Here is a 19,609-nt window from a genome sequence, read left to right as displayed (position 1 = left end):
TCAGGCGCGCCGCTCCGGCGCGGCCTTTCAGGGGTCCGCGCGATGCCCGTTCTCAGAAATCGCGATTTCTCCCCGCATTTTTGTCTTTTTTTGTCCTGAGTCGTGTGTAAGGTTCACTAAGGCTGTGCGCGGCGAGGTGTCGCGCGCGAGCTCATGTCCGAGGAGAGTGCCATGGCAACTAAGAAGACGGCCGGGGGCGGCGCGAAGAAGACGTTGAGCAAGAGCGGCCTGATCCAGGCCATCACCGAAGCTGCCGGTGATGAACTGAGCCGCAAGCAGGTGAAGAACGTTCTCGAGTCCCTCATCTCGATCGGTCATCGCGAGCTGAAGAAGTCGGGCGTGTTCACGCTCCCCGGCTTTGCGAAGTTCCGGGTGGTCAAGCGCCCTGCGACGAAGGCGCGCCAGGGGATCAACCCGTTTACCAAGCAGCCGATGACCTTCGCCGCGAAGCCGGCGAGCAAGTCCGTCCGCGCTCGGCCGATCAAGGCCATCAAGGACGCGCTCCTCTAGGCAACCGGATCTCCCAGCGGAGCGCAGGGCGGCCACGGCGACGTGGCCGTTCTTGCTCCATGGCCCCGCGCCGGCCCCCTTCGGGTTCGTGGCGGGGGCGGGGCCTCCCCGCGCGCCGCCGGACCGCGCGCCGGCCGGACGCCGGCTCTCGGGGCCGGGAGGCGCGGGGCGGCCAGCGCCGCCCGCGCCGCCGCTACGTCATTTCTTGCGGCTGTAGGCCTGCGCCGCCACCGGACCCGAGCCGGTGCGCGCCTTGACGACCAGCTTCACCGTCGCCGGCAGGGGGAACGGCCATTGGTAGCAGCTCTGCTTGGCGCCGATGGCGGCTGTCGGGCCGGTGTCCGAGTCGACCGCGAGCACCGGTTTCAGGTTGAGCGCGGCGAGCCCCGGCTGACCTCCGGCGTTGAGATCGAGCTCCAGCTGGAGATCGACCTCGGTGACGGTGGGGAGCGCCTGCGCCAGGAACGTGTAGCAATAGCCCGGTTGGAGCATGAAGGTCTGCCCCGACGCCGCCTGCCCCTCGGGGACCACGTTGCACACCGGCGCCCCTTCCGGCTGCATCTTCGGCGCCTCGCCGGACGCGCGGCCCTGGAACATGGTGGTCATCGCCAGCGACTGGACTCCATCGCAGGGCGCCGCCGTGGGCACCGCGACCGGGGGCAGGCCGGTGTCCGGGGGCGGGGCGGACACCGTCGGCTGCGGGGGCGGCAGCGCCCCCGCGTCCGGGGGCTCGTCCGCGAACTCCGACTCCTTGCTGCCGCCGCCGCAGCCCAGCGCTGCCGCCGAGAGAGCCAAGAGCACTGCTGAACCCAACGACCTACCCGTCACCGTCATCTGCGGCCTCCTCGCGCACAGCCCTGCCGCACGCCGCGGCTCCTCGTTCGGACAGCTGCGCTCGCGGGCGCTCATACACCCGAAGGAGGCCGGGGGCTACGAGCGAGGCGCGTCCGCCCGGGCGGGCCAGCGCAGGCGCGCCCGCGGCGGCGGCCCTGCTCGTGCGCCCCTCGCGCCGCTCAGCCGGACCCGCCCACGAGCTCGCGCAGGACGCACATGCGCGCGACGAGGAGCGCCTCGGGCCGGATCGCGTCGTCGAGGTACGCGGCCGAGTTCGCCTCCGCCAGCGACTCGCGCAGCATCCCCTGCTCCAGGAAGGTGACCGCGCGCCCGAGGTGCAGCCGCGCCCTGTCGGCCGCGATCCCCATGCCGGCGCTCGCCAGCATCTCTCGTTCCAGGAACCACCGCGAAAACTCTCCGGGACGATCGAGCTTCGCACGGGAGCCTTGGTCGGTCATGACGTAGGCTACCTCACTTTTTGGACCCCGGCCAGCCGAGCCCGGCGGCGGTGACGCTGGAAATCATGGCAGAAGCAGCATCAATCCGCCGGGCCGGCGCGATGAAAGCCAGGGCGTGACCCGTCCAAAGCGACATCCGGCGAACGGCCCTGAAGCCCGATGGATCGGGCCTCGGGGCTCGCTCCGCGGAGCTCCCGCGAGCGACCCGTTGCGTCGCGAGCCCGTCAGTGAGATTGAACGCGGCGTTCTGCCGGAATTCGAGGAGGTTCTTTTGCTCCGTACGTTGGGCGTCCTGCCAGCCATGGTCCTCACCGCCGCCCTCGCTGCTGGTTGTCAACAGCGAGAGGCCTCCCCGCCGCCGAGCTACGCGAACCAGCCCCCGCCCGGCTACTACCAGCAGCCCGGCTACCAGCAGCCTGGCTACCAGCAGCCCGGCTATCAGCAGCCTGGTTATCAGCAACCCGGCTATCAGCAGCCCGGCTACCAGCAGCCCGGTTATCAGCAGCCGGCGCCGACGCAGCCCGCGCCGACGCAGCCGGCGCCGACGCAGCCCGCCCCGACGACCTCGGCGCAGCCCGGCGGCTTCCCGTGGCCGTTCCCGTTCCCCGGCCAGACCGGTGGCGAGCAGACCGGCGGCCAGCAGCCCGCCCCGAGCGGCGGCGGGACCAGCTCCGGCAGCGCGTCGCCGATCGACCCGAACTTCGCCACTGCCGCGACCATCCCGCTGAACAACCTCGCCGCGACCGAGGCGCCGGGCATGACGAAGGAGGGCGGGCCGATCGCGGGCCAGTTCAGCGCCGGACAGACCCTCGAGCAGCAGATCCAGCTGATGCCCGGCAAGTGCTACACGATCCTCGGCGTCGGCGCGGGGATCACCGAGCTCGACATCAGCCTCGTCGCGCTGACCCCCATCCCGATGGGCTCGTCGGTGCTGGCGCAGGACAACCTGACCGGCGCGAACGCCGCGCTCGGCGGCCGGGGCAATTGCTACCGCTGGTCGCTGCCCGTGGGCATCAACGCCAAGTACATCGTCAAGGCCACCGCCGGCTCGGGCGTGGCCGCCGCGCAGCTCTACGTGAAGTGACGCCCCGAAAGCGCCGAGGACGCCGGGAGAGCTCTCTCCGGGCGTCCTCGGGGCTCGCCGTGAAGTGACGCCCCGAAAGCGCCGAGGACGCCGGGAGAGCTCTCTCCGGGCGTCCTCGGGGGCTCGCTCCGTCGATCGGTGTTAGACGCGGATCCCGGGCGCCGGGAAGCCGCGGCAGAGCTCCGCGACCTCGGCGGCGATGCGCGCGATGCGCGCCTCGTCGTTGATGTTCTGCGCCACGTCATCCATCCACGCCGCCAGGCGCTCCATCTCGGCGACGCCCATGCCGCGCGACGTCACCGCCGGCGTGCCGATGCGGAGCCCCGACGGATCGAACGGCTTGCGCGGGTCGAACGGGATCGAGTTGTAGTTGGCCACGATGCCCGCGCGATCGAGCGCCTGCGCATAGGGCTTCCCGCCGATCCCCTTCGGGGTCATGTCGATCAGCAGCAGGTGGTTGTCGGTCCCGCCGGTGATGAGCCGGAAGCCGCGCGACTCCAGCGCGCGCCCGAGCGCCTGCGCGTTCTCCACGATCTGCTTCGCGTAGGCCCGGAACCCGTCCTCCGAGGCCTCCTTCGCCGCGACCGCGATGGCCGCGGTCGTGTGGTTGTGCGGCCCGCCCTGGAGGCCCGGGAACACCGCCTTGTCGATCGCGCTCGCGTGCTCCTTCTTGCAGAGGATCATCGCGCCGCGCGGGCCCCGGAACGTCTTGTGCGTCGTCGACGTCACCACGTCGGCGATGCCCACCGGCGACGGGTGCACCCCGCCGGCCACGAGCCCCGCGATGTGCGCGATGTCCGCCGCCAGGATCGCCCCGACCTCGTCGGCGATCGACCGGAACGCGGCGAAGTCGAGCGTGCGCGGGTACGCCGTCGTCCCGCACCAGATGAGCTTCGGCCGGTGGGCGCGCGCCAGGTCGCGGACCTGGTCCAGGTCGATGCGGTGATCGCTCTCGCGCACCCCGTACGGGACGCTCTTGAAGTACTTCCCGGTGATGCTCACCGACCAGCCGTGGGTCAGGTGCCCGCCCGCGGGCAGGCCGAGGCCCATGATCGTGTCGTTCGCCTGCGCGAACGCGAGGTAGACGGCCAGGTTGGCCGGGCTCCCGGAGTAGGGCTGCACGTTCACGTGGTCGGCCCCGAACAGCTTGGCCACCCGCGTGCGCGCGAGCTCCTCGACCACGTCGATCTGCTGCTGGCCCTCGTAATACCGCTTGTGCGGGTAGCCCTCGGAGTACTTGTTCGTCAGCACCGAGCCGGTCGCCTCGAGCACCGCCCGAGACACGTAGTTCTCGCTGGCGATCAGCCGGAGCGTGTCCGCCTCGCGGCGCTCCTCCAGGCGGATCTGCTCGGCGATCTCCGGATCGACCTCGCTCAGCGGCCGCAGGCCCTTCACGTCGTTCTTCACGCTCATACCTCGAACTCCCCGCGTGAAAGGATGTCGGTGACCCGCCAGAGGAACGAGTTCGCCAGCACCCCGTCGATGATGCGATGATCGTAGGACAGCGCGAGGAACATGACCGGATGGATCGCGATCGAGTCCTCCTTGTCCTTCGTGACCACCACGACGCGCTTCTTGATCTCCCCCATCCGCAGGATGCCGACGTTCGGCTGTGAGATGATCGCGCCGCCGAACAGGTTGCCCTTGAGGCCGGGGTTGGAGACCGTGAAGGTCGTGTTCGCCAGGTCGTCGGCGGTGATCTTGCCCGACTTCGCCCGCCCGGCCAGCTCGTCGATGCTCCGCGCGATGCCGCGCAGCGACAGCTCGTCCGCGTGCTTGATGCTCGGGACGATGAGGCCGCCGGGCGTGTCCACCGCCACGCCGAGGTTGACGTCGCGCAGCACCACGTACGAGTTCTCGAGCACGCGCGCGTTGAACTCCGGGTGCTCGCGCAGCGCGCGGACGGCCGCGGCGCAGATGAAGGACAGGAACGTCAGCGACACACCCGCCTTCTTGAACTCGTCCTTGTGCGCGTCGCGCAGCTTCGACGTCTCGTGCAGGTCGACCTCGGCGACCGTCACCACGTGCGGGGAGGTCACCTTGGAATAGACCATGTGGTCGGCGGTGATGCGGCGGCGCCGGCTGAAGGGCACCACCTTGTCGCCCGGCCTGGGCGTGTAGGGCGGCACCTTGTACGCGCCGTACCCGACGCCGGGCACCGGCGGCACGAACCCGCCGCTCGACTGGATGAGCTGCGACAGCTCGGCCGCCTGGCTCGCCGCGACCGCCGGCGGGGGCGCCGCGCTCGCCGGCGGCGCCGGCTCGGCCGCCGCGCCGTGGGCCGCGCGCATCACGTCGTCGCGGGTGATCCGGCCGTGCTCGCCGGTCCCCTGCACGCCGCGCAGATCAACGCCCGCCTCGAGCGCCAGCTTCTTCGTCGACGGGCTCGACAGCGGACGGGCGCTCTCGTCATGCCCGTTGCTGCCCGGAGCGGGCGCGGGCGCCGGCGCCGGGGAGCTGGCCGCGGCCGCGGCCTGCGGGCGCTGCTCGGCTGCGCCCTGCGCCTCCGACGCAGCCTCGTCGATCTGGCAGAGCAGACCCTCCTTGGCGACGACGGATCCCTCGGCCGCCGCGATCCGCGTGACGCGACCGGCGGTCGGCGCCGGGATCTCCGTGTCTGCCTTGTCGGTCGCAACCTCGAGCAGCGGCTGCTCGCGCTTGACGAAATCGCCCTCGCGCACGAGCCACCTCGAGACGGTCCCCTCGAGCACGCTCTCGCCGAGCTGTGGCATGCGAACATCGACCATCGCTTCTCGCTCCTCCAACGCGCGCCGCCGTGAGCGCCCGTTTCTCGGGGCAAGGCGGCACGGTCGTATACGCCGCCCGCCCTTCGAGAGCAACGACACAGTGTTCGTCCGCTGCGCATCCTTTTCGTGATTCACCCGCCGCTGCCTGGGCCGGCTCGGCGACGGCGAGCCGCGCTCGCCGACACGCCCGGCGCAGGAGGGCTGGAATCGTACGTGGAATCGCACGTCGACGCACGTAGACGCTGGCGCGCCCGAGCCGGTAAAAGGGCGCGGTGCGTGACGCCGCGCCGGATGTGACCGCGGTCCCTCGTCCCCGGGCCGCCTCGACCGAGATCGCGCGGGAGCGCCCCGACGCCGGGCCGGCGCGCGTCGCGGGGGCGCGGGCGATCTGCGCGGTCTCGCTCGGCGCGATCGCGTTCCTGCTGCTGCAGATCCTGACCTACGGCTACGGCCGCGATCAGGGCATCTACGCCATGGTCGCGCGGGCGGTGCTCGACGGCGGCATGCCGTACCGCGACGCGTTCGACTTCAAGCCGCCGGGCATCTTCTTGATCTACGCGCTCGCGCGCGCGCTCTTCGGCCCGGCGCAGTGGGGCGTCCGCGCCCTCGAGGTCGCCGGCCTCGCCGGCATGTGCCTCGCGATGACGTCGCTCGCCGGCCGCACCTTCGGCGATCGCCGGATCGGGATCGTCGCCGCCGCGCTCGCCGTGCTCGTGCACGCCCAGCTCGATTTCTGGCACACGGCGCAGCCCGAGTCGTTCGGCGGCATGCTCACCGTCGCCGCCCTGCTCGTGGCCGCGCCGCGGGGCCGCGCCGCCGGCGCGCCGCGCGCCGCCGCGCTGGTCGCGTCGGGCGCGCTCTTCGGCGCCGCCGGCCTCCTCAAGCCGCCGCTCGCCGGCGGCGGCGTCGTGCTCGCCGTCGCGCTGGCCGCGCCCGCCCTCGCCGAGCTCGCGCGGCGCGGCGTGGCGCTCGCGCGGCGCGGCTCGGCGAGCGCCGCGGCCGTCCGGCCCGCGATCGAGGGCGAGCCGGCGCGCTCTCTTCCGGGCGCGCCCGCGCGCTCCTCCGCGGCCGCGCTCGTCTGGGCGGCGCTCCGGCCCGCCCTGCTAGTCGCGCTCGGCGGCGTGCTCCCCGTGCTCGCTTGCGTTGCGTGGTTCGCCGCGCAGGGGGCGCTCGGCGACCTGTGGGAGGTCCTCTTCGTCTTCACGCCGCATTACACCGCGCTCGGATGGCGCGGCGTCGGCGTGCTCGAGATGGCGTGGCACGGCGTCAGCGAGTGGCTCGTCGGGTACTCCGGCCCGATCGCGCTCGGCCTCGCGTGCCTGCTCGCGCTGCACCCCGATCGCCGCGAGCGCGCGGGCGTGGCGCTGTTCGCGGGCGTGATCGCCATGCACCTCGTCGGCGTGGTGATGCAGGCGAAGTTCTTCCCGTACCATTACGGCGCGACCTGGCCGCTCACCGCGATGCTCGCCGCGCTCGGCCTCTGGAAGGCGTGGCAGCGCTGCGTCCAGCGCGGCGCGCGGGCGGCCGCCGCGCTCGTCGCGGCGCTCGTCGCGGCCGCCTTCGCCCGCTCCGCGACGAAGGACGTGGCCGACGGGTACCTCGATCGCTGCGCCGAGCGGCTCGCGCTGCTCGCCGCGGGCGCGCGGGACCAGGGCCGCCTCGACCGCCTCGCCTCGGTGGCCGACGTCAACGCCGCGGCGAACCGCGCGGTCGCGGCGTGGCTGCGCGATCGCGTCGCGCCGGGGCGGCCCGTGCTCGTGTGGGGCTTCGAGCCGGTGATCTACGACCTCGCCGATCGCCCGCCGGCGACGCGTTACCTCTACAACGTCCCGCAGCGCGCGGCGTGGGCCCGGCAGGAGGCGCGCGACGCGCTGATGCGCGACCTCGCCGCGAGCCCGCCGGCGGCGATCGTGGTCGAGCGCCGCGACGTCTTCCCCTCGGTGACCGGCGACGCGCTCGACTCGCGCGACACGCTGGACGGGTTCCCTGCGCTCGCGGGGCTCATCGACGAGCGCTACGAGCTCGCCGCGCTCATCGAGGATTTCGAGATCTACCTGGAGCGCTGAGGGCCGGGCTGGCGTGGGGCGGCGGCGCGGCCCGGAGGGCCGCGCGCGCGCCGGGATCAGGGGCAGGCGTTGTCACGGCCCGGGGTGGGCGCGGCCGTCACGAAGCGGCGGCCGTCGCGGGCGCCGTCGGCGCAGCGCTGGATCGACTGCGTCGCCGGCGCGGCCGTCGCACCCTCGTTGACCTGAACGCGCTCCGGGGCCTCCGGATCGCTGGAGATCAGCGCGTCCAAGAGCTCCTCGTCGTCGGCGTCGTTCGTGTCGTAGACCAGGGCATCGAGCAGGCGCGCGCTGGTGGCCGGCGTGCCCGAGGGGAAGTCCGCGGGCAGCCCCTGGTACAGGGCGACCGCGTCCGCGCCGTTCTGCAGGGTGTCGTTCGGGAAGACGAGGGCGGGCGCCGGCATGACGCCGCTGTTGCCGACGAGCAGGAGGCCGAATCGGTCGGTCGTGGCGTTGAGCTCGATCGCCCGGTAGGAGGCGTCGTCGGCGGACCCGTTGAAGAACACGAGCGTGTAGCCGGCGAGGCTCGTGGACCGCCAGCCCGTGCTGATCTCGACGAACTCGAGCGCGTCGACGTCCGGCGTGTCGGCGTCGAGCTCGTTGATCTGGAGCCGGAGCACCGTCACCCGGAACGACGTGCGCCGCGCGCCCGGGCGGCTCACCACGATGTCCCCCGGGCCGATCGGCGTCGCGCCCGAGAGCGCGGGGATCGTGATCCGCGTGTCGGAGTCGACCCTGAAGGGTTGCGGCGCGTAGCTCACGGTCACCTCCGTCGCTCCGGTGAACCCCGTGCCGGTGAGCACGAGCGCGCCTCCGACGGCGATGACCGGGTAATCGACCGAGGTCACCTGGGCCGGCGGCCCGCACGGCGGGCACGCGGAGCCGCCGCAGTCGATGCCGCCCTCGTCGCCGTTGAGGCGGCCGTCCTCGCACGTGGGCGTCTGGCACACGTAATCGAGGCACACCTGGGACGGGCAGTCCGTGTGGACCAGGCACTCCACGCAGGTCCCGGCGGCGTTGCACAGCCCGCCGTCGCCCAGGGCGCACGCGGTGCCGACCGCCTTCGGCTCGTGGACCGGGGAGCCGTCGCGGCAGGCGTCGATCGTGCACTCGCTGCGGTCGTTGGGCACGTCGTCGTCGTCGTCGACCTCCACGACCGCGCCGCCATCGTTGCAGACGCGCTCGCTGCAGTCGCCGGCCATCTGCTTCTCCGCCGGTGTCCCTGCGGCCACGGGCTCGGTGACGCACCCGCCGTCGACGCACCTCGCGATCGCGCACTCGCTCGCGGGCTCGGCGCAATCCGCGTCGACGGTGCAGGTGTCGCCGCCGCCGCTGCCGCCGGACCCGCTGGCTCCGCCGCCGCTGCCGCCGACTCCACCCTCGCCGCCGTCACCCCCAATGCCACCGACTCCGCCGGATCCGCCGTTGCCATTCCCGGCGCCGCCGTCGCCGCCGCCGGAGCCACCGTCGCCGCCGCCGGAGCCACCGTTGCCACCGCCGGAGCCACCGTTGCCACCGCCGGAGCCACCGTCGCCGCCGCCGGAGCCGCCGTTGCCACCGCCGGAGCCACCGTCGCCGCCGCCGGAGCCGCCGTCGCCACCCCCGCCGCCGTCATTGCCGCCGGAGCCGCCGTCGCCACCCCCGCCGCCGTCATTGCCGCCGGAGCCGCCGATGCCGCCCCCGCCGCCGTCATTGCCGCCGGAGCCGCCGGCTCCGCCAAGTCCTCCTGCGCCCCCTTGCTCGCCGCTCCCGCCGTCGCCGATCAGGCTGCGATCGGGCATCGTGATCAGCTCGCAGCCCGAGGTGGCCACCAGCGAAATGCTCAGCGCGAGCGCGGATCCGTATCGATTCGATCTCCAAGTCATGAGCACACCTGGTTGCAGGTTGGGCTGGGCGCGCAGGCCGTCGACGCCGCCTGCGCTGCCCCGCGGCAGGGACGAGCGGGCGGCCATCCTAGACGCACGGGACGCCCGTTGAAAGCGCGCCGCGCAGCCCGCCGCGGGGCCGACCCGCGCTGGCCGCGGCGGCCCCGCTGGCGCGCAGCCGCGGCCGCTCCCGCGCGCTCCCTCGCCGGGGTGGCGGGATCCACCTGCTGGCATGTTCGTTGATGCGTCGATCCGCCGGCATGCGCTCCGCCTCGGGCGGGGTCGAGCATGACGCCCCGGTTGCGGCGCGGCGACGCAGCGACGCAGCGACGCGGCGATCGAGGAGCAACGAGCATGCGAGTCGCGATCATCTCCACCCCGTTCATCCGGGTGCCGCCCTCCGGATACGGAGGGACCGAGCTGTTCTGTTACGAGCTCGCCGAGGGGCTGTCGGCGCGCGGACACGAGGTGACGCTCTTCGCGACGGGCGATTCGTCGGTCGCCTGCCGCCGCCGGTCGCTCTACGCGAGCCCGTGCTGGCCCCCTACGCCGGAGGACGAGGTCAACCACGTCGCGTGGGCCGCGTCGGAGATCGCGCGGGAGGACAGGTTCGACCTGGTCCACCTGAACAGCCCGATCGCCGTCCCGTTCACCCGCTTCCTCCGCGTCCCGGCCGTGCACACCCTGCACCACGCGTCGTGCGTCGAGAGCTCGCGCATCTACGCGCAGCACCCGGAGGTCGCGTACGTGGCCATCAGCGAGCGGCAGCGCTCCCTCGAGATCGCGCTCCCGCGCTCGTGCGTGATCCATCACGGCGTCGCGCCGGCGCGCTACCCGACGAGCCTCTCCGACGAGGGCTACCTCGCGCACCTCGGCCGTTACGCCGAGGAGAAGGGGACCCACCTCGCCCTCGACATCGCGAGGGCCGCGGGCATGCAGCTCAGGCTCGCCGGCCGCGCGCACCCCAAGGATCATCTCTATTATCTCCGCGAGGTCGCCCCGCGCCTCCGGGAGAGCGGCGCGTCGGAGCTCGGGGAGATGGATCACGAACGCAAGGTCGCGCTCCTGCGCGGGGCGCGAGCCCTCCTCTGCCCGCTCCAGTGGGAGGAGCCGTTCGGGCTGATCGCCATCGAGGCCATGCTCTGCGGCACCCCGGTGCTCGGCTTTCGCCGCGGCTCCTTCCCCGAGATCGTCGACGAGGGGATCACGGGCTTCCTGGCCGCGCCGGGCGACGCCGCGCGCCTCGCCGCGCTCGCGGCGGGGCTCGCGCGCTTCGACCGCGCCGCCTGCGCGCGCCGCGCGCGCGAGCGCTTCAGCAGCGCCGTGATGGTGGGGAGGTACGAGGCGCTCTACCGCGCCGTGAGCGGCCCGTGGCGCGCCCGGGGCTCCCGCGCCGCATGAGCGCCGCGGGGGCTGCCCCGCGCGCGCGGCCGCGGCGGTGATAAGAGGCGGCCATGAACGAGCTCTTGCACGCCCTGCTCCGGCGCCCGCCGCTCGGGCGCGCGGCGCGGGCCGCGTCGGACTGGGTGGATCTCCAGCTCACCCACGTCGTGACCTCGCTCGCGCGCCTCGCCCCGCGGGCGCGCGGGCGGCTGCTCGACGTGGGCTGCGGCGACAAGCCCTATGAGCACCTCTTCCTCCCCCACGTCCGCGAGTACCTCGGCGTGGAGCACGAGGCGACCTTCGGCGCCACGGCCGCGCGCGCGCGCGGCAAGGCCGACGTGCTCTATGACGGCGAGCGGCTGCCCTTCCCGGACGCGAGCTTCGACACCGTGCTCAGCGTGCAGGTCCTCGAGCACACCCCCCGCCCGGAGGCGCTCGTCGCCGAGATGGCGCGCGTCCTCCGCCCGGGCGGCCTGCTCATCCTGAGCGCGCCGTTCTCGTTCCGCCTGCACGAGGAGCCGCACGATTACTTCCGGTTCACCCCTCACGGCCTCCGCGCGCTGTGCGGCCGCGCCGGCCTGACCATCGAGGAGATCTGCCCGCACGGCGGCCTCTGGAGCTTGCTCGGCCACAAGGTGAACAGCTACCTGGCGCTCCAGGTGGCGCAGATCGGCGGCGTCGCGCAGGCGATGGGCAAGCTCGGCCACGAGGCCCGCGAAGGCCGCGGCGCGCGCGTGTGGACGCTGCCGCTGGTCGCGCCGGCCATGATCGCGGTGGCCGCGGGCGCGCGCGCGCTCGACCGCGCGCTGCCCGACCCCACCGAGACGCTCGGCTTCACCCTGGCGGCGCGGCGGCCGGCGGCCACGGCGGCCTGACGGCGAGAGGGGTTGAGCCAGGGGGCGCAGCAGGCCATCGGGCAGGCCCGCGCGGCCGCGAGCGCGACGACCCGCCTACGAGCGGCCCGGGGCGAGCTCTCCGGCGATGCGCTGCACGCTCTGGAGCAGCGCCTTGATCTGATCGCCGACGACCGGCCCCGCGTCCTCGACGAGCCCCTCGACCTGCTCGAGCACGGGCGGCAGCCCGTCCGCGGTGACCTCGTGGATGCGCTCGCCCCCGAGCTTCGCCTCGATGCGCGCGAGCTCGTCCTTGAGCTCGCCGAGCGCCTGCGACACGTGCTCCCGGTTCTGCACGTGCTCGTGGCGCGAGAGCTCATACGCTATCGCGATCGCGCTCCGGACATCCCGCTGCACTTCCATCCGCTCCATGCTCCCTCACCCGTGCCGTCGCCGGCGATAGTGGATCTCGAACCGCCTTCAGCGTTTCAGCGCTTGAGCGTTCCAGCGCATAGCAGCTTCCGTGCCCTCGCCGGCCCTCTCGCCCTGCTCGGCCGAGCCCGGGCGGGCGCGTCTCCCGGGCGCGCGCCCGGCGCAACCCACGCGGACGATCCGCCTCACGTGTCGCAGATCGCCACGCGGTCGCGCGCCTCTACCGGATCGGCCGTTCGCGGGGGCCGGCCGCGCCGGGCCCGCCGCGCTCCCGGGCAGGGGCCTCTCAGGGCACCAGCTCGACGCCGCTGAACTCGATGGGAAAGGTGATGACGGTCGTCACCCCGCCTTGCGGCGCGGGGAACTGCATCTTCTCGAACGCATCGGCCACGCAGCGGTCGACCTGCGGGTTCTTCGCCGTCGACCTCACGACGTCTGCCTTGTTGACCTTGCCGCTCGGGCCGATGGTCGCCTTGACGGTCACCTTCCCGACGAACTTCGGCGAGCTCTTGACGCCGATCTTGTAGCACTCGTCGAAGACCTCTCCGTGCTTCTCCACGACGTCGCGGACCTGCGCCTCCGAGATGCTGCCCCCGAGCGTCCCGGTCGCGACGGCCGCGCCGGGCTTCACGTTGCCGTCGCCCCTCGACGCGGCCGGCTTCGGCGCGGCCTCGACCGGCGCGGCCGCCCCGGGGACCTGCGAGGTCGCCGGGGGCGCCTCGCCGGCGGCGGGCGTCCGGCCCGCCGGCGTCGGGCCCGCCGCGCCCGCCGGCCCGGCGGACGTCGTGTCCGCGGGCGCCGTGGAGGTCGTACCCGCCGGCTCCGGCGGCGCGGGCTGCGCCGGCGCCTGGGCGGGCGGCGGCGCGCAGGCCGACGCGAGCGCGAGGACCAGAACCAGACCTGTTCGGCGAGAGCTCATGCCGAAGGTAAAACCCGGATGCGGGGCCGTGTCCACGAGGATGGAGGCGCGCCGCCGCTCAGCGCAGCCGCAGCACCTCGACCTCGGACGCGTCGCCGCCGAGGAGCCTCGGCGCTCGGCCCCGGTCGCGGGCCTTCAGCGACGCCCAGAACACCTCCGTCCCCGGCCGCTTCCGGATCGGCACCGGATCGGCGTAGACGAAGCCCGCCCTCCAGCGCTGCGGCGAGATCGCCGTCGGGAGGCCGACCTCGCGGTAGACCGGGTCGGCCATCGTCGAGGACAGCGGGGCGCGCTCGACCACCCGCGACCGCACCGTGAGCGTCACGTCGCTCGCCGCGGGCCCGCCCGCGCGCACGAAGATCGTGAGGAGCGAGCGCGCGCCCTCGTGGAACGTGGTCCCGAGCAGCTCCGTGCCGTCGTCGAACCGCGCGCCGAGCGGCGCGAGCGCGGCGGTGATCTCCGAGAAGAGCGCCGCCGCGCGCGCCGTGTCGCCCGCGGCCAGCGCGGCGTTGTGGGCGATCCGCTTCTGCTCCAGCGTCTCCGGCGGGCCGGCCGGCGGCTCGGCCGGCTGTCCGAAGTGCGCGCGGAGCTCCCACGTGAGGAACGGATCCGGCACGATCTCGCGCTCGGGCTCGGTGCCCGAGACGAAGTACCAGGCGAGGAGCCCCGGCTCCCGCTCGCGGAACGAGAACGCCTCGATGCCGCGCGCCCCCTGCGCCGGCGCCGCCGCCCCGACGCCCGCGCCGAGCGCCCAGAACGGGCCCACCGCGGTGATGTCGAAGCGCTGCGCGAGGCTCGCCTGGTCCCGGTCGAGCATGAACCGCGTGTCCACGAGGTAGGCGCCGCGGGGCGGCGTCTCCCTCGGCGCGGGCCGGGTCGGCTTGACGACGCGCCCGCCGAGCGCCCAGACCTGGGCCCAGGTGGCCTTCATGCCCTCGTGCATCTCGACGAGCGCGCCGGTCGGCGTCCGCGGCAGCCTCGGCGCGAGCCAGCGCAGGAACGCCGTCTTCTCCCCGTCGGAGTCGATGAGGTGCCCCCGCTCGTTGAAGCGCCCGCCCGTCTCGCGCGCGTAGCGCAGCGCCGGGAGCCCGTCGCGCAGCACGGCGGCGAGCGGCGCGAGCCACAGCGCGAGCGCCGCGAGCGCCGGCCACGCGGGCGCCGGCCCCGCGATCCCGGCGGCTGCAGGCGCCGCGCGCGATCCTGCGGCCGCCGCCCCCGCGGCCGCCGGCCCGGCGGGATCGCGCGCGGCGTCGGGCGCGGCGTCGGGCGCGCGCTGCGCGGCCGCGGCGGCGGCGCGCTCGAGCAGCGCCGCGCCGGTCGCGACGAGGGCGGCGGCGCCGAGGGCGAAGTAGGCCCCGAAGTAGTGCGGCCAGAAGATGTGGATGTCGGCGCCCTGGCGGAAGACGACGTACTGCACCGTCGCCGTCGCGAGGTAGAGCAGCGGCAGCGCGTCGTGCTCGCGCCGGAGCAGGACGAGCCGCGCGGCGCAGACGATCGCGGCGAGCTTCCCCGCGGCGATGGCGATCGGCGTGAACGAGAGCTCGATCCAGTACCGCCGGCCCGCGAGCACCTTGGCGAGCGGCTCGGCGTTGCCCGAGGAGCGGAACCCGTAGCTCGCCAGGAGATCGCCGAGCTTGCCGGCCTGGTGGAAGAGGGCGAGGTAGAGCGCGGCGGTCAGCGCCGCGAGGAAGGCGGTGAGCACCCACCACTGCGCGTAGCGCCGCTCGTGGATCGGGCCGAAGACGCGCTTCGGGAGCAGGTAGGCGCGGATCGCGCCGAACGCGAGCAGCCCGCCCGTGAGCACGAACGCGGGCCAGTCGGCGTGCATGCCGAGCGTGAGCCCGAGCGCGCTCAGCGCGAGGTAGCGGCGCCGGCCCGTCTGCGTGAGCCGGACGTACCCGAAGAGCCCGAGCAGCGTCCAGGCCATGACGGGGACCTCGAGCGCGTTGAGGTTCGCGAACGAGAGCGTGATCGGCAGGACGACGAACGCCGCCGCCGCGGCCGCCCCTGCGGCGGGGCGGTAGACGCTCCGGCCGATGGCGTAGAGCAGGGGCGGCGTCGCGGCGCTCAGCAGGACGGCGGGCAGGCGGCAGACGACGTCGTGCCGCCCGAGGACCTGCATGAACGCGGCGGTCGTCCAGAAGATCCCCCAGGGGTGGTGGCAGTAGTACATCTCCGGCGCCGGCCGGCCCGCGGTGTACTCCCACACCGGCCCGGGGATCTCCCAGCGGAGCATGTTCTCCGCGATGATCCCGACGCCGGCGGACGACGCGTAATGGCCCGCGAGGATGGGCCCGAACAGCTCCCACGCGGCGACGAGCGCGAACCACGCGGTCGCGACGGCGGTGACGGCGAGCGCCGCGCGGGTCTCGAGGCGGGAGGCGGCGGGGAGGCCGCGCAGATCGGTCGGGCGGGGGGCGGGGCGCGGGAAGAGCAACGTGCGCGCAGCCTAGCGTCGATGGGGCGCTTCCGGAGAGGGGAGAAGCCCCCGCCGTCCGCGGCGGCGGCGCGGGTCGATGCGCGCGCGCGGCTCGGGTAAGGTAAGGCATGTCGACCGAGGCGCAGAGGCAGGCTCACGGGCGGGCGCACCGCGACGGCAGGGGGCGCGATCCGACGTTCTATCCCGTGGAGAAGAAGATGGGGGAGGACTCCCTTCAGACATGGATCGTGGAGCTCCTCCGCCCGCTGATCGAGCGCTGGTACCAGGAGCTCGGCCGGCCGCGGTTCGTGGGGGCGGACCAGTTCATCTATTATCAGCAGTTCGATCCTTCCAAGGTCGTGGCGCCGGACGTGTACGTGCTCCCCGGCGTGCCGCCGGGCCGGCGCGTGCGCAGCTGGAAGGTGTGGGAGACCGGGATCGCCCCGAGCTTCGCGCTCGAGGTCGTCTCCTCCGACGAGCCGTACAAGGACTACGTGGACGCGCCCGAGCGCTACCGGGAGCTCGGGGTGAGGGAGCTCGTGATCTTCGATCCCGACTGGGAGAGGAGCCGGGATCGGGTGCGCTTTCAGCGCTACCGGCGGCTGAAGACGCGGGGGTTCGTCCGGGTGGAGACGACGAACGTCGACCGGATCTACGCGCGCGTGCTCGGCTGCTGGCTGCGGGTGGTCGGCACGGGCGACGCGGCGCGCCTCCGGCTGGCCACGGGGCCCGAGGGCGAAGCGCTCTTCCCGACCGCCGCGGAGGCGGAGCGTGCCGCGAGGGAGGCGGAGCGGGCCGCGAGGGAGGCGGAGCGGGCCGCGAAGGAGGCGGAGCGGGCCGCGAAGGAGGCGGCGCTGGAGCGGGTCGCGGCGCTCGAGGCGCAGCTCGCGGGCGCCGCGGGCGCGAAGGACAAGGGGCCTGGCGTCCCCTGAGCCTCGCCGGCGCGCGGCCGTTCAGGCCCGGAGCAGCGCGACCCGCCGGCCCGAGGGCGTCCGGGCCTCGTCGAGCCGCGTGCGCGCCTCGACGTCGCCGGCCGCGGCGCGGCGGTCGAACAGCACGAGCACGCCCTCGTCGAGGCCGAGCTGGGCGAGGTAGCCGTCGAGCTGCTCGAGCCCCTTCGGCGTGGGATCCTTCTCTCCCTCGCGCCGCCTTGTACTCGCGCACGTCGCGCAGGCCGCAGAGCGCCACCGCGGCGGGAAAATCGCCGGGGCGATCGGGAAGCCGGCGCGCAGCTGGCGCAGCACGCTGAGGAGGCTCTGGTCGCGCAGTGCGTCGATCTCGTCGAAGAACAGCGCCAGCGGGCGCGGGCAGGCGCGGGCCCAGGCGCGCAGCGCGACCTCGACGCGGTTGCCCTCCGGGGCGGCGGGGAAATCCGGCGGATGCAGCGCCGGCGGCAGGGTGAGCTCGGCGCGCGTCCGGATCGAGCTGAGCAGGATGCGCTCGGCGGCGCCGTAGTCGTCGCCTGCCGCCTCGCCCGCCTCGCAGGAGAAGTGCAGCGCCGCCCAGCGGCCCGACGCGGTGAGCTGCTCGGCGAGCGCGCGGAGCGCCGTGGTCTTCCCCGTCTGTCGCGGCGCGTGAACCACGAAGCAGGCGCGCTGCTCCACGAGACCGGGCGCCTCGGGCAGGCGCCGCTCGGCCGGGATCATGTAGTGCCAGTCGGGACGGCAAGGGCCGGCCGTGTTGAAGCGGCGTGCCACGCGCGCAGCTTGCGTCCCGGAGCCGGGCGGCGGCAAGGGCCGCGCGCGTCCTCCGCCGCCGTCGCCGGGCGGCGTGCGCTGCGCTCGCGCAGCGGCATCTCGCCAATCTCGGGGAGACCCTGACCTGACCGCGCGCCGGTTCTGGATCGAGCCCTCCGGCCCTCCGAGGGCTTCTCCTTCGGTTTCGGATCGACGCACCCCCCCCTTGAAGGGATCGGCGGCACATCGCGACCTCTCGGTGCGGGCTTTCGAGGCCCTCGGGTCGGTTCTGGATCGACCCCACCCCCCCTCGGAGGGGTCGCCGGCACGTCGCGACCTCCCCGTGCGGGCTTTCGAGGCCCTCGGGTCGGTTCCGGATCGACTCCACGCCCCCTCGGAGGGGTCGCCGGCACGTCGCGACCTCCCCGTGCGGGCCTCCGAGGCCCCCCGGTCGGTTCCGGATCGACCGAGCGCCCCTCGCCAGGGGTCGCCGGCACATCGCGGCCACTGCGCGCGGGCCTCCGAGGCCCTCCGGTCGGTTCCGAGATGGTAGCTTCCCGCCACTTTGGGTACCCCGTCCCCCCCGGCGGAGCCTCCGGCGGCCCCCGCCCCGGCGGTCCGCGCGCCGTCCGGCCCGCTCCGCCGCGCCGCGGGCGCCGCGCGCCGCGCGCTGTCCGGCCCGCTCCGCCGCGCCGCGGGCGCCGCGCGCCGCGCGCCCCTCGACGCGGCGCTCGCGCTCGTCGTCGTCGCCGCGTCCGTCTACGTGATCGCCCTCCCGCTCGCGGTCGTCCGCTATCCGCCGATGACCGATCTCCCGTTCCACGCGGCCCAGACCGCGGCGCTCCGGCACTACCTCGACCCGGCGTGGCACTTCCGCGAGCAGTTCACGCTCCAGCCGCTCGCGGTCCCGTACATGTCCATGTACGCGCTCGGCGCCCTGCTCATGCTCGTCCTCCCGCCCGTGGCCGCGGTGAAGGTCGCGGCGGCGGTGATGCTCGCGCTCCTGCCCGCGGGCCTCGCCGTCCTCTTCCACGGCCTGAAGCGGAGCCCCCTGCTCGGCGTCCTCGGCCTCGTCCTCGTCTGGTGCAACCTCACGCACTGGGGCTTCCTCAACCACATGGGCGCGCTCGGCCTCTTCGCGATGGTCGTCGGCTTGACGCTCATGCTCGTCGATCGCCCCTCGCGCGGCCGCCAGATCGCGCTCGCGCTCGCGCTCGTCGCGCTGTTCTTCACCCACGTCTTCCGCTTCCCGTTCGCGATCGCCGCCGTGGTCGGCGCGGCGATCGTCGTGTTCCCGGCGACGCGCCGGCTCCGCCCCATCGCCCTGCCGCTCGCGCCCTCGCTGCTCCTCTTCGCGGCGTGGCTCGCGGTCCGGACCGACACCCTCCACGCCGCGCCCTTCACCCCCGCGCTCCACGGGGAGCGGCTCGGCGAGATCCCCTCGCTCCTGTTCACGAGCTTCACCGATCCCGCCGAGGCGGCGGCGGCCCGCCGGGCGGCGCGCCTCGTGCTCGCCGCGCTGCTCGTGTGCGTCGGCGGCGCGGCCGTGCAGCTCGCCGCCTCCACGTCCGCGCCGGCGCCCGCGCCCGCCACCCCCGACGCGGCGCCCGCCGCCTCCACGTCCGCGCCGGCGCCCCCTCTCGCCGCCCCCGACGCGGCGCCCCCGCCCGCCACGGACGCGCGGCAGCGGTCGTTCGCGCGCCTCGCGGCCCTCGTCCCGATCGCCTGCGCGGCCGTGTTCCTGGGCCTGTTCCTGAGCCTGCCGCTCCAGATCGGCCTCTGGTGGTACGTCTACCCGCGCGAGATCGTCGCGGCCCTGTTCCTCGCCCTCGGCGCCTTCCCGGACCTGCCGCGATCGCCCTGGCTCAAGGCGCCGGCCGTGCTCGCGATCGCGGCCGCGGCGATCTCCCTCGGCGACGTGGCGCGCGACAACTACCGCCGCTTCGACCACAGCACGCGCGACTTCGACGCCATCATCGCCCGCGTCCCGCGCGCGCCCAGGCTGCTCTACCTCGTCTTCGATCACGGCGGCTCGACCCGGGCGACGACCCCGTTCATCCATCTCCCCGCCTGGGTCCAGGCCACGCGGGGCGGCTGGCTCAGCTTCCATTTCGCCGTCTGGGACGCGTCGCCGATCGCCTACCGGCCTCGCGACGAGCCGGGCGCCGTCGTCCCGCCGGAGACGCCGCTCCGGTGGGAGTGGACGCCGGAGAAATTCGACGTGCGCCGCCACGGCGCCTTCTTCGACTGGTTCCTCGTCCGCCGGCGGGCGGGCGCCGATCACCTCTTCGCCAAGGACCCGAGCATCGTCCCCGTCGATCACGTCGGCGACTGGTGGCTCTACCGGCGCGCCGGCGCGCCGTAGCCAGCGCTGCGGCCCGGGCTT

16 protein-coding genes are annotated in these 19,609 nt (G+C 74.3%); 7 read left to right on the top strand and 9 right to left on the bottom strand.

What is annotated here, in order from left to right:
- Positions 1 to 171: 171 nt before the first annotated feature.
- Complete coding sequence (locus WMF20_RS38110; protein ID WP_129578885.1) at positions 172 to 510, top strand: HU family DNA-binding protein; 339 nt, start codon at positions 172 to 174, stop codon at positions 508 to 510.
- 198 nt (positions 511 to 708) lie between these two features.
- Here WMF20_RS38110 and WMF20_RS38105 read toward each other — a convergent pair whose 3' ends face one another.
- Entirely contained in the window at positions 709 to 1,311 is a 603-nt protein-coding gene (locus WMF20_RS38105; RefSeq protein ID WP_437606684.1) for a hypothetical protein, read from the bottom strand.
- A 212-nt stretch (positions 1,312 to 1,523) separates the two neighbouring features.
- Entirely contained in the window at positions 1,524 to 1,802 is a 279-nt protein-coding gene (locus WMF20_RS38100; protein WP_129578883.1) for a hypothetical protein, read from the bottom strand.
- A 271-nt stretch (positions 1,803 to 2,073) separates the two neighbouring features.
- Between WMF20_RS38100 and WMF20_RS38095 the strand changes: the two genes are divergently transcribed.
- Positions 2,074 to 2,886, top strand: coding sequence for a hypothetical protein (locus WMF20_RS38095; protein ID WP_437606683.1), 813 nt, complete (start codon positions 2,074 to 2,076; stop codon positions 2,884 to 2,886).
- A gap of 141 nt (positions 2,887 to 3,027) precedes the next feature.
- On the opposite strand, the gene glyA is transcribed toward WMF20_RS38095, so the two are convergent.
- Together glyA and WMF20_RS38085 are read right to left on the bottom strand one after the other, a co-directional pair.
- Complete coding sequence (gene glyA / locus WMF20_RS38090; RefSeq protein WP_437606682.1) at positions 3,028 to 4,299, bottom strand: serine hydroxymethyltransferase; 1,272 nt, start codon at positions 4,297 to 4,299, stop codon at positions 3,028 to 3,030.
- Positions 4,296 to 5,633 carry a dihydrolipoamide acetyltransferase family protein gene (locus tag WMF20_RS38085; protein ID WP_272826511.1) on the bottom strand — a complete coding sequence of 446 codons (1,338 nt, stop codon included), beginning with the start codon at positions 5,631 to 5,633 and terminating at the stop codon, positions 4,296 to 4,298. Before WMF20_RS38085 ends, glyA begins: the two co-directional genes overlap by 4 nt.
- Before the next feature lie 272 nt (positions 5,634 to 5,905).
- Between WMF20_RS38085 and WMF20_RS38080 the strand changes: the two genes are divergently transcribed.
- Entirely contained in the window at positions 5,906 to 7,699 is a 1,794-nt protein-coding gene (locus WMF20_RS38080; RefSeq protein WP_437606681.1) for a glycosyltransferase family 39 protein, read from the top strand.
- Positions 7,700 to 7,755: 56 nt separating this feature from the next.
- Here the strand turns inward: WMF20_RS38080 and WMF20_RS38075 are convergent, their stop codons facing one another.
- Entirely contained in the window at positions 7,756 to 9,507 is a 1,752-nt protein-coding gene (locus tag WMF20_RS38075; RefSeq protein WP_437606680.1) for a hypothetical protein, read from the bottom strand.
- A 408-nt stretch (positions 9,508 to 9,915) separates the two neighbouring features.
- Here WMF20_RS38075 and WMF20_RS38070 point away from each other — a divergent pair, with 408 nt between their 5' ends.
- On the top strand, positions 9,916 to 10,962 hold the full coding sequence (locus tag WMF20_RS38070) for a glycosyltransferase family 4 protein (protein ID WP_437606679.1): 1,047 nt from the start codon (positions 9,916 to 9,918) through the stop codon (positions 10,960 to 10,962).
- 53 nt (positions 10,963 to 11,015) lie between these two features.
- Positions 11,016 to 11,819 (top strand): class I SAM-dependent methyltransferase, encoded by an 804-nt coding sequence (locus tag WMF20_RS38065; protein ID WP_165374394.1) that lies wholly within the window; start codon positions 11,016 to 11,018, stop codon positions 11,817 to 11,819.
- A 75-nt stretch (positions 11,820 to 11,894) separates the two neighbouring features.
- Here the strand turns inward: WMF20_RS38065 and WMF20_RS38060 are convergent, their stop codons facing one another.
- The 3 genes from WMF20_RS38060 to WMF20_RS38050 form a co-directional block, all read right to left on the bottom strand.
- Positions 11,895 to 12,200, bottom strand: a complete 306-nt coding sequence (locus tag WMF20_RS38060) for a hypothetical protein (protein ID WP_437606678.1) — start codon at positions 12,198 to 12,200, stop codon at positions 11,895 to 11,897.
- Positions 12,201 to 12,495: 295 nt separating this feature from the next.
- A complete protein-coding gene (locus tag WMF20_RS38055; RefSeq protein WP_129578878.1) occupies positions 12,496 to 13,128 on the bottom strand; it encodes an AgmX/PglI C-terminal domain-containing protein in 633 nt (210 codons plus the stop codon).
- A gap of 58 nt (positions 13,129 to 13,186) precedes the next feature.
- Complete coding sequence (locus WMF20_RS38050) at positions 13,187 to 15,565, bottom strand: ArnT family glycosyltransferase (protein ID WP_437606677.1); 2,379 nt, start codon at positions 15,563 to 15,565, stop codon at positions 13,187 to 13,189.
- Positions 15,566 to 15,675: 110 nt separating this feature from the next.
- Here WMF20_RS38050 and WMF20_RS38045 point away from each other — a divergent pair, with 110 nt between their 5' ends.
- Positions 15,676 to 16,479 carry a Uma2 family endonuclease gene (locus WMF20_RS38045; protein ID WP_437606676.1) on the top strand — a complete coding sequence of 268 codons (804 nt, stop codon included), beginning with the start codon at positions 15,676 to 15,678 and terminating at the stop codon, positions 16,477 to 16,479.
- 21 nt (positions 16,480 to 16,500) lie between these two features.
- Here the strand turns inward: WMF20_RS38045 and WMF20_RS38040 are convergent, their stop codons facing one another.
- On the bottom strand, positions 16,501 to 17,244 hold the full coding sequence (locus WMF20_RS38040) for a hypothetical protein (protein ID WP_437606675.1): 744 nt from the start codon (positions 17,242 to 17,244) through the stop codon (positions 16,501 to 16,503).
- A 544-nt stretch (positions 17,245 to 17,788) separates the two neighbouring features.
- Between WMF20_RS38040 and WMF20_RS38035 the strand changes: the two genes are divergently transcribed.
- A complete protein-coding gene (locus WMF20_RS38035; RefSeq protein WP_437606674.1) occupies positions 17,789 to 19,588 on the top strand; it encodes a hypothetical protein in 1,800 nt (599 codons plus the stop codon).
- Positions 19,589 to 19,609: the final 21 nt, after the last annotated feature.

It is taken from the genome of Sorangium sp. So ce834 (assembly GCF_051521425.1).
Taxonomy (GTDB): domain Bacteria; phylum Myxococcota_A; class Polyangia; order Polyangiales; family Polyangiaceae; genus Sorangium; species Sorangium cellulosum_D.
Note: the sequence above shows the minus strand (reverse complement) of the source record. Positions and strands in the feature narration are given on the sequence as shown.